Genomic DNA, 15709 nt, shown 5'->3' with positions numbered 1-15709 from the left:
GTGGTGGGAAAATTAGGTGGTGAAGCTCTTCGTCTTCGTAGGAGCGAACCTTGTCCGCGATAGCCGGGGGTTCCGGCGCGATTCGCGGATAAGATCCGCTCCTACGCTGCCCCACCCGCGCCATTCCCATGTAGGAGCGCGCCCTGCCCGCGAAATCGCGCGCAGGGCGCGCTCCTACAATTTGCCGGCAGGCACCGCCGCAGCCAGCGCGCGGGCGAAGCGGCGGGCCACTTCGTCGATCTGCTCGGCGCTGATGATCAGCGGCGGCAGGAAGCGCACCACCGCGCCGTGGCGGCCGCCCAGTTCGAGGATCAGCCCGCGGCGCAGGCATTCGCGCTGGATGCGCGAGGCCAGCGCGGGGTTGGCCGGCGGGTGGCCGAGGCTGTCGGCGGCGCCTTCGGCGTCGACCACTTCCACCCCGAGCATCAGCCCGCGGCCGCGGATGTCGCCCAGCTGCGGGTAGCTGCGCTGGAGGATGCGCAGGTGCTCGGCCAGGCGCTCGCCCATGGCCGCGGCGTGGCCGGGCACGTCGTGTTCCTTCAGGTAGCGCATCACCGCGGAGCCGGCGGCCATGGCCATCTGGTTGCCGCGGAAGGTGCCGGCGTGGGCGCCGGGCTGCCAGGTGTCCAGCCAGTCGCGGTAGACCACCACCGCCAGCGGCAGGCTGCCGCCGATGGCCTTGGACAGCAGCACCACGTCGGGGACGATGCCGGCGTGCTCGAAGGCGAACATGCGCCCGGTGCGGCCGAAGCCGGTCTGGATCTCGTCGATCACCAGCGCCACCCCGGCCTTCTCGGTGATGCGTCGCAGGCCGCGCAGCCACTGCAGGTCGGCGGGCACCACGCCGCCCTCGCCCTGCACCACTTCCACCACCACCGCCGCCGGCAGCGGCACGCCGCTTTCCGGGTCGCTCAGCACGCTCTCCAGGTAGTGCAGGTTGGCGCGCACCCCGGCCTCGCCGCCGAGGCCGAAGGGGCAGCGGTAGTCGTAGGGGTACGGCAGGAACTGCACGCCGTTGCCCAGCACCGCGCCCAGGGCCTTCTTCGGCCCGAGGTTGCCCATCAGCCCCAGGGCGCCCTGGGTCATGCCGTGGTAGCCGCCCTGGAACGACAACACGGTGCTGCGCCCGGTGGCGGTGCGCACCAGCTTGAGCGCAGCTTCCGCGGCGTCGGCGCCGGTGGGCCCGCAGAACTGGATCTTCGCCTCGCGCGCCAGCTGTGGCGGCAGCAGGCCGAACAGGTCCTGGACGAAGGCGTCCTTCACCGGGGTGGTCAGGTCCAGGGTGTGCAGCGGCAGTTCGTCGGCCAGCACCTGCTGGATCGCCTCGATCACCACCGGGTGGTTGTGGCCCAGGGCCAGGGTGCCGGCGCCGGCCAGGCAGTCGATGAAGCGGCGGCCCTCGACGTCCTCGACGTACAGCCCGCGGGCCTTCTTCAGCGCCAGGGGGATGCGCCGCGGGTAGCTGCGCGCGTTGGATTCCTGGTGGCGCTGGCGCGCCAGCAACGGCGACTCGCTGAATTCGTAGAGGGTTTCGCCCGCGGCCGGTTCGGCATGGGCAGGCTGGTCATCGATGACGCTGGTAGCGACTTGCATGTCTTCAACCTCGAGACGTGGTGGTGTGCCACGGTTGACGGGTGCCCCGCGATGGCGGAGCGGCTGTAGTGGATAACGCAGCGCGGCGCTCGGGATTTACTGCCGGCCGCGCCCTGCCCCGGCGCCCTTTCCGCGGGCGCGGGGCGGCCTGCGCGCGGCGAACCGCGCGTGGGCTGCAGGTGTTTCGCGATACCCCCGCGGGGCCTCGGCTGCCCCGCGGGAAGTGCCGGGCTAGAGCATTTCCAGCTGCGACATCAGGTCGTCCAGGCGCGCCGCCTTGCGCTCGTCGATGGCGCTGGCGGCCTGGGCCTCGATGTAGCTGGCCAGTTCTTCCACCGTGCTGCACTCGAACATGGCCCGCAGCGGCACGTTGCGTTGCAGGGCCTTCTGCACCCGCGAGGCGATCTGCGTGGCCAGCAGCGAGTGCCCGCCCAGTTCGAAGAAGTTGTCCAGCACGCCGACGCGCTCGACCTTGAGCACCTCGGCCCAGATCTGCGCCAGGGTGCCTTCCAGCTCGGTGCGCGGCGCCTGGTAGGCGTGCGCCAGGGCCTGGCCGATGTCCAGCGCCGGCAGGGCCTTGCGGTCGAGCTTGCCGTTGGCGTTGAGCGGCATGCGCGCCAGCACCTGCCAGTGCAGCGGCACCATGTAGTCCGGCAGGTCGGCGCGCAGGTGCTGGCGCACCTGTTCGAGCCAGGCGCCCTCCTCTACTACCGTCGCGGCGGGCACCAGGTAGCCGACCAGGTACTTGCCGGTGGCGCTTTCCTGCACAGCCACGGCGGCCTCGCGCACCTCCGGCAGCTCGTGCAGGCGCGCCTCGATCTCGCCAAGCTCGATGCGGAAGCCGCGGATCTTCACCTGGTGGTCGACGCGCCCGACGTACTCCAGCACGCCGTCGGCGCGGCGCCGCGCCAGGTCGCCGGTGCGGTACAGGCGCTCGCCCGGCGCCCCGAAGGGATGCGGGACGAAGGCCTGGGCCGTGCGCAGCGGGTCGCCGACGTAGCCGCGGCCGACGCCGGTGCCGGCCACGCACAGCTCACCCACTGCGCCCAGCGGCACCAGTTCGAAGTCGCCTTCGGCATCCAGCAGGTACAGTTGGTTGTTGTCGGTGGGGCTGCCGATGGGCAGGTAGGTGGCCTCGGTGGAGGCCGCGTCGACGCGGAAGAAGGCCACGTCGTCCGAGCACTCCGCCGGGCCGTAGGCGTTGACCAGGCTCACCTGCGGGTAGCGTTGCAGCCAGTGCCGCGCCAGTTCCGGCGGCATGGCCTCGCCGGTGGGCAGCATCCAGCGCAGGCCGGGCAGCGCCTTGTGCTCCTCGGCGAGCATGCCCTGGATCAGCGAGGGCACGCTTTCCAGCACGCTCACGCCCTGCTCCACCACGTGTTCCAGCAGGGCCTGCGGGTCCTGGGCGATGGCGTTCGGCACTATGGCCACGCGGCCGCCGAACAGCGGCGCGGCGAGGAACTGCCAGACCGAGATGTCGAAGCTCTGCGAGGCGGTCTGGGCGATCACGTCGCCCTCGTCGAGCGCCAGATACGGCACCTTGCTCAGCTGGTTGTTGAGCATGCCGGCCTGCTCCACCATCACGCCCTTGGGCAGGCCGGTGGAGCCGGAGGTGTAGATCACGTAGGCCAGGTTGCGCGGCCCGCTGTAGCGCTGCGGATCGTGCTCGGCGGCTACGCCGTGCTGCACCTCGTCCCACACCAGCAGGCGCGGGCGGCTGCCGCAGCCCAGTTCGGCGAGCAGCGCCAGGGCCTGTTCGTGGCAGGCGGCGCTGCACACCAGCACCGGCGTGCGGCTGAGTTCGAGGATGCGCGTCAGGCGCTGCGTCGGGTGCGCCGGGTCCAGCGGCAGGTAGCCGGCGCCGGCCTTGAAGCTGCCGACGATCATGCCCAGCAGGTCCAGGCCGCGCTCGCCGAGCAGGGCCACCGGCTGGTCGAAGCCGACGCCGGCGGCCAGCAGCGCGTGGCCCAGGCGGTTGGCGCGGCGGTTCAGCTCGGCGTAGCTCCATTGCTGGTCCAGGCAACTGGCGGCGATGCGCTGCGGGTGCGCGGCCACCCGCGCTTCGAACAGGCGCACGTAGCCCTGCTCCAGCGGGTAGGCGTGCTCGCTGCGGTTGCAGTCTTCCAGCAGGAAGCGCCGCTCCTCAGTACCCAGCAGCGGCAACTCGGCCACGTCGCCATGGAAGCCGTCGGCCAGGGCCAGCAGCAGGCGCTTGAACTCGCCGAGCAGGCGCTCGATGGTCGGCGCCTCGAAGTAGCGCTGGTCGTAGGACAGGTGCAGGCCCAGGTCGTCGCCGGGGTAGCAGACCACGGTGAGCGGGAAGTTGGTGTGGGTGCGCCCGGAATCGGAGCTGGCCTTCAGGCTCTGCGCGCGGTCCAGCACCGCCACTTCCACCGGGGCGTTCTCGAACACGAAGAGGCTGTCGAACAGCGGCTGGCCCTTGGGCAGTTCGCTGGCTTCCTGGATGCTTACCAGCGGCAGGTGCTCGTGCTCGCGCAGTTCCAGGTTGCGTTCGAACAGCCCGGTCAGCCAGTCGCGCACCGTCTGCCGCGCGCCCGGCGCCGGCAACTGCACGCGCAGCGGGATGCTGTTGATGAACAGCCCCACGGTGCGCTGCATCTGCGGCAGGCCCACCGGGCGCCCGGCCACGGTGACGCCGAACAGCAGGTCGCGCTCGCCGCTGTAGCGCCGCAGCACCAGGGCCCAGGCCGCCTGGGCGAAGGTGTTGACGGTGAGCTGGTAGCGCTGCGCCAGTTCGCGCAGGCGCGCGCCGTCGGCGGCGTCCAGGCGGGTGTAGCGGTCGCCGACGATCATCCCGCCGCTTTCCCCGGCGCGCTCGTGGAGGATCGGCCGGTCGCTGGGGATGTAGGTGGCGCGTTCGAAGCCGTTCAGGTTCTGCTGCCACCAGCGGCGCGAGTGCTCCAGGTCCTGGCGCTGCAGCCAGGCGATGTAGTCGCGGTAGCGCGGCGCGGCCGGCAGCTGCGGCGCGCGGCCCTCGCCCAGGGCGGCATAGATCTCGAAGAAGTCGCTCATCAGCAGGCCGCGGCACCAGGCGTCGATGAGGATGTGGTGGTTGCTCATCATGAACCAGTAGCGCGCCGCGCCCAGGCGGATCAGGCGCAGGTGGAAGGGCGGCTCGTTGAGCAGGTCGAAACCGGCCTCGCGCTCCTTCTTGTGCAGGGCCTGCAGGCGTTCCTCGTGGCCGTCGGCGGGCAGCTCGCTCCAGTCGAGGAACTCGATGCGCAGCCGGCCGGGTTTGTGGATCACCTGCAGCATGGCCTCGCCGGCGTTCCACGAGAAGGACGCGCGCAGCGCCTCGTGGCGCGCCACCACGGCCTGCCAGGCGGCAGCGAAGCGCTCGCGGTCCAGCTCGCTGTCGATGCGGTAGCGGTCCTGCATGTAGTAGATGCCGGTGCCCGGCTCCAGCAGGGTGTGCAGCAGCAGGCCCTCCTGCATGGGCGTCAGCGGGTAGACGTCGTCGATCTGCGCCGCCGGCACCGCCAGGGCGTCCAGCTGCGCCTGGCTCAGGCGCGCCAGGGGGAAGTCGGAAGGCGTCAGGCCGCCGGCATCGTCGTCCAGGCAGTGGGCGATCAGCGCCTGCAGTTCGTCGCGGTAGGCGTTGGCCAGCTCGGCGATGGTCTGCTCCTCGTAGCGCTCGGCGCTGTAGGTCCAGCGCAGCACCAGTTCGCCGCCGTAGACCTGGCCGTCCACGCTCAGCTCGTTGGGCAGCGGCGCGGCGGCGTCGTGGATGGCCCCGGTGGGCTCGTCCAGCGGGTGGAACAGGGCGTCCTCGCTGAAGCTCTGGTCGAACTGGCCCAGGTAGTTGAAGGTGATGCGCGGCTGCGGCAGCGCGGCCAGGGCGCGGCGCCCGGCCTCGTCGCCCAGGTGGCGCAGCACGCCGTGGCCCAGGCCCTTGTGCGGCACGGCGCGCAGCTGTTCCTTGATCGCCTTGATCGAAGCCGCCAGCCCCGCCTCGCCCGGCTCGCCGGCGGGCGCCAGGCGCAGCGGGAAGGCACTGGTGAACCAGCCGACCGTGCGGCTGAGGTCGATGTCGTCGAACAGCGCCTCGCGGCCGTGGCCTTCCAGTTGCACCAGCACCGAGGCCTCGCCGCTGACACGGCAGAGTACCCGGGCCAGGGCGGTCAGCAGCAGGTCGTTGACCTGGGTGCGGTAGGCCGCCGGGGCCTGTTGCAGCAGCTGGCGGGTGCGCTCGCGGTCCAGGCGCAGGCTCAGGCTGCGGGCCAGGGCCTCGTCGTTGCGGCCTTGCGGGTTGTCGCAGAACCAGGCGCCGGGGGCGCCGTCCAGCTGGCTGCGCCACCAGTGCAGTTCCTCGCGCAGCGGCTCGCTGCCGGCGTAGGCCTGCAGGCGCGCGGTCCAGTCGCGGAAGGCGCTGGTCTTGGCCGGCAGTTGCGGCGCTTCGCCGGCGGCGAGTTGGCGATAAACCTGCTGCAGGTCTTCCAGCAGCACGCGCCAGGACACGCCGTCCACCACCAGGTGGTGGATCGCCAGCAGCAGGCGCTGGGCGCCGGGGCCGTCCACCAGCACCGCGCGCAGCAGCGGGCCGTCCAGGGCCAGGCTGCGCTGGGCGCGCTCGAACACTTCGGCGCAGTCGTCGAAGCTCGCCACCTGCGCCTGCCAGAGCAGCCAGGCGCCATCGTCCGCAGCCCGGTGTTCGGCGTGCCAGCGGCCGCCTTCCTGGCGGAACGTCAGGCGCAGGGCGTCGTGGTGCTTGACCAGTTGCAGCAGGGCCTGGCGCAGCAGCTCGGCGTCCAGCGCCTGGCGCGGCTCCAGCAGCAGCGACTGGTTCCAGTGCGCGCGGTTCTCCAGGGGCAGTTCGAAGAACCACAGCTGGATTGGCGTCAGCGCGCTCTCGCCCTGCACTTCGCCCTGCTCGGCGAGGCTGGCGCCGGCGCTGCGGGCGACGCCGGCCAGGCTGCGCACGCTCTGGTGCTGGAACAGATCGCGCGGGCTAAACTGGATGCCCTGCTGGCGGGCGCGGCTGACCACCTGGATGGAGAGGATGGAGTCGCCGCCCAGTTCGAAGAAGTTGTCGTCCAGGCCGACCTGGGCGAGGTTCAGCACCTCGCCCCAGACCGCCGCCAGCTGGCGTTCCAGCTCGCTGCGCGGGGCCTCGTAGGCGCGCTGGCCAAGGCTGGCGTCCGGCGCCGGCAGCGCGCGGCGGTCGAGCTTGCCGTTAGCGGTCAGCGGCAGGCCCTCCAGCAGCACCAGGTGCGCCGGCACCATGTAGTCCGGCAGTTGCTGCTTGAGGTGCGCCTTGAGCGCCTCGCGCAGGTCGGCCTGGGCCGCCTCGTCGGCGCCCGCCTCTGCGCAGCCCACGTAGCCCACCAGTTGCTTGCCGCTCGGCCCGTCAACGGCCAGCACGGCCGCCTCGCGCACCTGCGGGTGTTCCTGCAGGCGCGCCTCGATCTCGCCCAGCTCGATGCGGAAGCCGCGGATCTTCACCTGCTGGTCGATGCGTCCGAGGTATTCCACCTGGCCGTCGGCGCGCTGACGCACGCGGTCGCCGGTGCGGTACAGGCGCCCGCCGGGCGCGCCGAAGGGGTCGGGCACGAAGCGTTCGGCGGTCAGCGCCGGGCGTTCGTGGTAGCCGCGGGCCAGGCCGGCGCCGCCGACGTACAGCTCGCCGCCGGCGCCCTGGGGCACCAGGGCCAGGTCGGCGTCGAGGAGGCAGGCGCTGCGCTCGCCCACCAGGCTGCCGATGGGCACGCCGGCGCCGGCTTCCACCTGCTCCGGGGCCAGGGCCGCCAGGGGCATGACCACCGTCTCGGTGGGGCCGTAGGCGTTGAAGAAGTAACGCGGCGCGAAGGCCTGGCGGATGCGTTGCAGGTGCTCGGCGGTCAGCGCCTCGCCACCGGTGATGCACAGGCGTACCGGCAGCTGCCGGCCCTGGGTCTGCAGCCACTGGGCCAGCTGGCTGCCGTAGCTGGGGGTGAAGCCGAGGATGCTCACGCGGTGCTCGGCGATCAGCTGGCAGATGTCCTCGGCGCCCCATTGGCCCTGGGCCCGCAGCACCACGTGGGCGCCGCACAGCAGCGGCGTCAGCAGGCGTTCGCTGGCGGCGTCGAAGTTGATGGAATAGAAGTGCAGCTCGCAGTCGTCGGCGCGCATGCCGAAGCGCTCGATCACCGCGCGGCAGTGCATGGCGATCTCGCCGTGGCACACCGCCACGCCCTTGGGCTTGCCGGTGGAGCCGGAGGTGTAGATCAGGTAGGCCAGGTGCTGCGGCTGGGCGAAGGCCGGCAGCGGGCCGTCGTCCAGTGCCGCCAGGGCCTCGCCCTCCTGCGCCGGGCAGCAGCGGCCGACGCCTTCGGGCAACGCGCCCAGGGCCTCGAACAGCGCCGGCTCGCCGAGCAGCAGGCGCACGCCGCTGTCCTCGATCATGTAGTGCAGGCGCTCCAGCGGGTATTCCGGGTCCAGCGGCACGTAGGCGCCGCCGGCCCTGAGGATCGCCAGCAGGCCGACGACCATTTCCAGCGAGCGCTCCAGGGCCAGGCCGACGCGCACTTCCGGGCCCACGCCGCGTTCGCGCAGCAGGCGCGCCAGGCGGTTGGCGCGGGCGTCCAGTTCGGCGTAGCTCAGGCTCTGGCCGGCGAAGGTCAGCGCCGGGGCCTGCGGCGTGGCCGCGGCCTGGGCGGCGAACAGGCCGTGCAGGGTGTCGCTCAGTTGCGGCCCGCTGCAGGTCAGCAGCGCGTCCCGCTCGCCGGCATCCAGCATCGGCAGCTCGCCCAGTCTCTGTTGCGGGTCGGCGATCATCGCCGCCAGCAGGTTCTGCCAGTGGCGCGCCATGCGGGCGATGCGCGGCTCGTCGAAGAGGTCGCGGCTGTAGGTCAGGCAGCAGCCCAGGCGCTGGTCGAGGTCGGTGACCTCCAGGTTGAGGTCGAACTTGGTGGCGCGGGCGTCGTTGACGCAGTACTCCACGGTCATCCCGGCCAGCTGGCGGGTCTGCTGGAACTCCCAGCGCTGGACGTTGCACATCACCTGGAACAGCGGGTTGTAGGCGGCGCTGCGCGGCGGCTGCAGGGCTTCCACCAGGTGGTCGAAGGGCAGGTCCTGGTGCGACTGGCCGTCGATCACCGTCTGCCGCACCTGCTCCAGCAGCCCGGCCACGCTCATCTGCCCGTCGAGGCGGCAGCGCAGCACCTGGGTGTTGAGGAAGGCGCCGATCAGCCCTTCGCTCTCCGGGCGGATGCGGTTGGCCACCGGCGCGCCGATGCGCAGGTCCTGCTGGCCGCTGTAGCGGTACAGCAGCACGGCCAGGGCGGCGGTCATGGTCATGAACTGGGTCAGGCCGTTGCCGGCGTTGAAGCGGCGCACGCGCTCGGCCAGCTGTGGCGCCAGGTCGAAGCGGTAGAGGTCGCCGCGGTGGCTCTGCACTGGCGGCCGCGGGCGGTCGCCGGGCAGTTCCAGCACCGGATGCTCGTCGCCCAGCTGGGCGGTCCAGTAGTCCAGCTGGCGCTGGCGTTCGCCGGCCTCCAGCCAGTCGCGCTGCCACACGCTGTAGTCCAGGTACTGCACCGGCAACGGCGCCAGGGGCGATTCGCGGCCGGCCAGGAAGGCCTCGTAGAGCGCGCTCAGCTCGCGGGCGAAGATGTCCATGGCCCAGCCTTCGGTGACGATGTGGTGCAGTGTCACCACCAGGTAGTGCTCGTCCTCGGCCAGGCGGACCATGTACACCCGCAGCAGCGGGCCCTGCTCGAGGTCGAAGGGCTTGTGCGCCTCGTCGTCGGCCAGTTGCTGCAGGGCCTGCTGGCGGGCTTCGGTGTCGAGGTGGGAGAAGTCCAGGCGCTGCATGCGCAGCTCGCTGCCCTCCTGCACCTGCTGATGCGGCACGCCGTCGACGCTGGGGAAGCGGGTGCGCAGGGTTTCGTGGCGCTGCACCAGGGCTTGCAGGGCGCGCTCGAAGCAGTCCAGGTCCAGCGCGCCGCGCAGCCGCGCCATGCCGCCGACGTTGTAGGCCGGGCTGTCCGGCTCCAGTTGCCAGAGGAACCACATGCGCTGCTGCGAGTAGGACAGCGGCACGCGCTGGCTGCGGTCCACCGGGCGGATCGCGCCCTGGCTGTCGCGGCTGCCGGCGGCGCGCAGCTGGCGCACCCGCTCGGCGAAGGCGCCCAGGCGGCTGGCGTCGAACAGCTCGCGCAGCGGCAGTTCGATGGCGAAGGCCTGGCGCGCCCGGGAGACGATCCGGGTGGCCAGCAGCGAGTGGCCGCCCAGTTCGAAGAAGTCGTCGTCCAGGCCCACTTGCGGCAGGCCCAGCACTTCGCTCCAGATGCTGGCCAGGCGCTGCTCCACTTCGTCGCGCGGGGCGACGTGCTCGCGCTGCTGCCCGCTCGGTTCGGGCAGGGCCTTGAGGTCCAGCTTGCCGCTGGGGCCCAGGGGCATGCTGTCCAGGCGCATGAGCTGCGCCGGGACCATGTATTCCGGCAATGCTGCCTGCAACGCGGTGCGCAGGGCCTGGCCGTGTTCGGCCTCGGCCGGGGCATCGGCGGTCGCGGTGTAGTAGCCCAGCACTTGGCTGCCGAGATTGCCGGCCTGGCGGATCAGCACCACGGCCTGGGCCACGCCGGGCTGGGCCAGCAGGCGCGCGCGGATTTCGTCCAGCTCGATGCGGAAGCCGCGCAGCTTCACCTGGCGGTCCTGGCGGCCGAGGTATTCCAGCACGCCCTGCTCGTTCCAGCGCGCGCGGTCGCCGGTGCGGTACAGGCGTGCGCCGGGCACGCCCAGCGGGTCGGCGACGAAGCGTTCGGCGCTCAGCCCCGGGCGGCCCAGATAGCCACGGGCCAGGCCGGCGCCGCCGATGCACAGCTCGCCGGCGGCGCCCGGCGGCAGCGGGTTGAGTTCGCTGTCGAGGACGCGGCAGACCACATTGCCCAGCGGCCGGCCGATGGGCGAGCGCGCGCCATCCTCCAGCGAACAGTGCCAGTGGGTGACGTTGATCGCGGTTTCCGTCGGGCCGTAGCGGTTGTGCAGGGCCACGCCGGGCAGGCGTTGCAGCGTGCGGTCGCGCAGCTGCGCCGGCAGCGCCTCGCCGCCAGAGAACAGGCGGCGCAGGCTGGTGCATTCCTCCACGCCGGGCTCGTCGATGAACAGTTGCAGCAGCGGCGGCACGAAGTGCAGCGTGGTCACGCCGAACTGCCGCACCAGCTGGGCGATGCGCGCCGGGTCGCGGTGTTCGCCGGGGCCGGCCAGCACCAGGCGGCAGCCCGCCAGCAGCGGCCAGAAGCATTCCCACACCGAGACGTCGAAGCTCACCGGGGCCTTCTGCATCAGCACGTCGTCGGCCTGCAGCGCGTAGGTGGCCTGCATCCATTGCAGGCGCTCGGCCAGGGCGGCGTGGGTGTTGCCCACGCCCTTGGGCTGGCCGGTGGAGCCGGAGGTGTAGATGACGTAGGCCAGGTTGTCGCCGTGCAGGTGCAGGCCCGGCGCGCTGCTCGGCCAGCCGTCCAGCTTGAGGCCGTCGAAGCACAGGGTGGCGACACCCTCCAGGCTCGGCAGGCGCTCCAGCAGGTGGGACTGGGTCAGCAGCAGGCTGGCACCGCAGTCGTCGAGCATGTAGGCCAGGCGCTCGGCGGGGTAGTCCGCGTCCAGCGGCACGTAGGCGCCGCCGGCCTTGAGGATGGCCAGCAGGCCCACCAGCAGCTGCGGCGAGCGTTCGGCGCAGATGGCCACCGGCACGTCGGGCCCCACGCCCTTGTCGCGCAGGTAGTGGGCCAGGCGGTTGGCCTGGGCGTGCAGTTCGGCGTGCCTGAGTTCGCCGCCGTCCCATTGCAGCGCCACGCGTTCGGCATGGGCCGGCAATTCGCGTTCCAGTTGTTCCGGCAGCCAGCTGCGCGCCGGCTCGCAGGGCGCGCTGCCCCACTGCTCCAGGCGCGCCAGTTCCGCGTCCGTCGCCAGGGCGATGTCGCCCAGGCACAGTTGCGGTTGCGCCACCACCTGGCGCAGCAGCGCCACGTACTGGTCGGCCAGGCGCTGGATGCTGGCGGCATCGAACAGTTCGGCGGCGTAGTCGAAGTTCAGGCGCAGGCGGCCGCGGGCGTCTTCCTCGGTCTGCAATTGCAGGTCGAACTTGGCCTCGCGGCTGTGCCAGGGCAGTTCCTCGGCCAGCAGGCCAGGCAGCCGGCGCAGGGCGGAAAGGTCGCGCTGCTGGTGGTTGAACAGCACCTGGAACGGCTGGCCGCCGTGGCCCGGCAGGGCTTCCAGCAGGCTGTCGAAGGGCAGGTCCTGGTGTTCCTGGGCGCCCAGGGTGGCTTCGCGCACCTGGGCCAGCAACTGCCCGAAGGCCTGCCGCGGAGCAGGCGTGGCGCGCAGCACCAGGGTGTTGATGAAGAAGCCCACCAGCCCCTGGACTTCCTGGCGCTGGCGGTTGGCGCTGGGCACGCCGACGCGGATGTCGGCCTGCCCGCTGTGGCGGTGCAGCAGGGCCTGGAAGGCCGCCAGCAGCCACATGAAGACGCTGGCCTGGTTGGCCTGGGCCGCTTCGCGCAGGGCCTGGCCGAGCTTGTCGTCCAGGCGCAGGCTCAGGCGCGCCGCTGGCGAGGCGGCGTTGCCGCGCGGATGGTCGGTGGGCAGTTCCAGCACCGGGGCTTCCTCGCCCAGCTGTTCGCGCCAGTAGCCCAGCTGGCGGGCGCCCTCGCCCGCCTCCAGCCACTGGCGCTGCCAGCTGGCGAACTCGGCATAGCCGACCGGCAGCGGCGCCAGTTCGGCGGCCTGGCCGCCCTGCGCTTCGGCGTACAGGCGGGCGAATTCGTCCAGCAGCAGGTTCAGCGACCAGCCGTCGGCCACGATGTGGTGCAGGGTCACCCACAGCTGGTGCAGGTCGTCGTCCAGGCGCACCAGGCTCACCCGCAGCAGCGGGCCCTTTTCCAGGTCGAACGGCTCGCGGGCCTCGGCCTCGCGGCGCCGTCCGGCTTCGCCGGCGTCCAGTTGCAGCACCTGCCAGTGGAATTCGCCGCGCGGCTCGATGCGTTGCAGCGCCTGGCCGTCGCGTTCGAGGAAGCGCGTGCGCAGCGACTCGTGGCGCTGCACCAGGCGGGCGAAGCTGTCGTAGACCGCGTCTTCGTCCAGCTCGCCGCGCAGCAGCAGGCCGCCGGGGATGTTGTAGGCGCAGCCCTGGGGTTCGATCTGCCAGTTCAGCCACAGGCGGCGCTGGGCCGCGGATTGCGGCAGGTCGCCGCCGCGCGGCAGCTGGGCCATGGGCGCTTGCGCCGCGGCGCCGTTGGCCAGGCGGGCGGCCACGGCGGCGCTGAAGTCGGCCAGGCGCGGCGCCTCGAACAGCAGGCGCAGGTTCAGGTTGACGCCCAGGGAATCGCGCAGCGCGGCCATGGCCTGGGCGGCGGCGATGGAGTTGCCGCCCAGCAGGAAGAAGTTGTCGTCCGCGCCGACGCGCTCGACGCCCAGGTGCTCGCGCCAGAGTTCGGCGATGCGCGCCTGCAAGGCATCGGCGCTTTGCTCCGGCGCGGCTTCGGCCCGGGGTGCCTGGCCGGGGTAGACGGCGTAGGCGTCCAGGCTGCCGTCGGCCAGGCGCGTGCGGCAGGCCGAGCGTTGCAGCTTGCCGCTGGAGGTGCGCGGCAGCGCGCCGGGGTTGAGCAGCGCCACCACCTTCGGCGCCTCCTGGCAGGCCTCGGCCACCGCCTGGCGGATGGCGTCGATCAGGGTATCGGCAGGGATGCGCTTCTGCAGCGCGCGGCCGACCTCGGCGGCGATGCCGATGCCCTCCTCGCCATCGACCTGCACGGCAAAGGCGGCCACGCGGCCCTTGCGCACGGCATCCACCTCGGTTTCCACGGCGCGTTCGATGTCCTGCGGGTAGAGGTTGTGGCCGCGGATGATGAGCATGTCCTTCAGGCGCCCGGTGACGTACAGCTCACCACTGCGCAGGCAGCCCAGGTCGCCGGTGCGCAGCCAGGTGCGGCCGTCGCGCTCGACGAAGGTCTTGGCGCTGGCCTCGGGGTTGCGCCAGTAGCCGTGGGCGATGCTCGGCCCGGCGGCCCAGATTTCGCCCACCCGGTTCTCGTCCAGGGCGGCGCCATCGCTGGCGTCGACGATCATCACCGCATGTTCCGGCTGGCTGCGGCCGCAGCACATGAGCACGCTGTCGCTGCCCGCTTCGATGCGGTTCTGCGCCAGGGCCGCCTCGTCCACGCCCAGGGCGGCGATGCCCTGGCCGCGCTGCCCACCGCTGACGAACAGGGTGGCCTCGGCCAGGCCGTAGCAGGCGAAGAAGCTGGAGGCCTCGAAGCGGCTGGCGGCGAACTTGTCGGCGAAGGCGTCCAGGCTGTCCTGGCGGATCGGTTCGGAGCCGGAGAAGGCCACGCGCCAGCGGCTCAGGTCCAGGCCGGCCAGGGCCGACTCGCTGACGCGCTCGGTGCACAGGCGGTAGGCGAAGTCCGGCCCGCCGCTGACGGTGCCGCCATGCTGGCTGATGGCTTCCAGCCAGCGCAGCGGGCGTTCGAGGAAGTAGCGCGGCGACATCAGCACGCAGGGCACGCCGCTGTAGACCGGCTGCAGCAGGCCGCCGATCAGGCCCATGTCGTGGTACAGCGGCAGCCAGCTGACGATCACGTCGTCGGCGCCGATGCCGAAGCCGCCGCGGATCAGCCGCTCGTTGGCCACCAGGTTGCCGTGGCTGACCTGCACGCCCTTGGGCAGCGCGGTGGAGCCGGAGGTGTACTGCAGGAAGGCGATGTGTTCGGGACGGACCTCGGTTTCCACCCAGGCCTCGGCACCGGCCAGGTCCAGTTCGTCGACGCACAGCAGCTGCGGCGCGGCAGCGCCGGACAGCGCCGGGCAGCCTTCCAGCAGCGCCCCGCGCAGTTCGGCCTGGGTCAGCACCAGGCGCGGCGCGCAGTCGTCGATGATCGACAGCAGGCGTTCCTGGTGGTGGCGGCGCGCCGACTCCGGCGGGTAGGCGGGCACCGCGACCATGCCGGCGTACAGGCAGCCGAAGAAGGCGGCGACGTAGTCCGGGCCGCTGGGGAACAGCAGCACCGCGCGCTCGCCCTGCCCCGCCCGGGCCTGCAGGGCGGCGGCGATGCAGCGGGCGCGGCGGTCCAGCTCGGCATAGCTGAGCACCACGTCACCCGCGCCGTCTTCGGCCAGGAAGCGCAAGGCCAGCCGGTCGGGTTGGGTGCCGGCACGCTGGCGCAGGGCCTGGGCCATTGAGGAGGGATGTTCGAACGCGTCCATTTGGATTTCCTGCTGAGTGCAACCGCGACTGGTCATCGACCGGAAAAGTCCCACTTGGGCCTTCAGCCGGTTCTCTCAGAGGTGTACGGACGATCATTCGAAATAATTAGTGTTCTCAGCTAGGCCGGCGAGCCCGCCCGGATGGCACAAAGCCAGTCTGCACGGGGCTTTCCGGCCAGCAAGAACATTCATTTACAATTGTTGACAATGATTCTCATTTCAAATACTTTCCGGCTCGGCTCGCTGGATGCGTACCTGACTAGCGATTTGCCCACCCACACTGCCGCTAGGTGATTCTCATGCTGGATGAACTGCCCACCTCCCGTTATGCCTCCCCGTTGGTCGCGACCTTCATCGAGAATCGTTCCATCCTGGTCAAGTTCGCCTCGCGCTTCCTCGGCTGCCGTTCCCATGCCGAGGACGTGGTGCAGGACACCTTCTTCCGCCTGCAGAGCGCCTCCGGCGCCTCCATTCCGCTGAAGGCGCAGATGAGCTACCTGTTCCAGGTGGTGCGCAACCTGGCCATCGACCACTACCGCAAGCAGGCGCTGGAGCAGCGCCACACCGGCGCGCCGCAGGAGCTGATGGAGGCCGAGGCGGCCTACGGCGCCACGCCGGAAACCCTGCACATCAACTTCGACACCCTCGAACAGATCGACGAGGCCCTGAGCCAGCTGCCCGAGCGTACCCGCTACGCCTTCGAGATGTACCGCCTGCACGGCGTGCAGCAGAAAGAGATCGCCCGCGAGTTGGGGGTTTCCCCGACCCTGGTCAACTTCATGATCCGCGATGCCCTGCTGCATTGCTGCGCCAGCGTGGCCAAGGACGAACAGCCCGCCCGCCGCGCCTGAAGCCCCTTGCGCCCCGGTGCCGGATGCCATGCATCGCCGGGGCAAGGGGCAGCCGCCCCCGA

Annotated in this window: 3 protein-coding genes; 1 reads left to right on the top strand and 2 read right to left on the bottom strand. The window is 71.5% G+C overall.

All coding sequences use genetic code 11. The features are described from left to right. Positions 1-174: 174 nt before the first annotated feature. Both PcP3B5_RS15170 and PcP3B5_RS15165 read right to left on the bottom strand, forming a co-directional pair. A complete protein-coding gene (locus tag PcP3B5_RS15170; protein WP_043272768.1) occupies positions 175-1593 on the bottom strand; it encodes an aspartate aminotransferase family protein in 1419 nt (472 codons plus the stop codon). A 231-nt stretch (positions 1594-1824) separates the two neighbouring features. After that, positions 1825-14796: a non-ribosomal peptide synthase/polyketide synthase gene (locus tag PcP3B5_RS15165; protein WP_061561749.1), complete on the bottom strand. Its 12972-nt coding sequence runs from the start codon at positions 14794-14796 to the stop codon at positions 1825-1827. A 299-nt stretch (positions 14797-15095) separates the two neighbouring features. Here PcP3B5_RS15165 and PcP3B5_RS15160 point away from each other — a divergent pair, with 299 nt between their 5' ends. Then, complete coding sequence (locus PcP3B5_RS15160; protein WP_061561748.1) at positions 15096-15647, top strand: RNA polymerase factor sigma-70; 552 nt, start codon at positions 15096-15098, stop codon at positions 15645-15647. The last annotated feature ends 62 nt before the right edge of the window (positions 15648-15709 follow it).

Source organism: Pseudomonas citronellolis (assembly GCF_001586155.1).
Taxonomy (GTDB): Bacteria; Pseudomonadota; Gammaproteobacteria; order Pseudomonadales; family Pseudomonadaceae; genus Pseudomonas; species Pseudomonas citronellolis.
The sequence above is the reverse complement of the archived record's forward strand: the minus strand, read 5'-3'. Positions and strand labels throughout refer to the sequence as shown.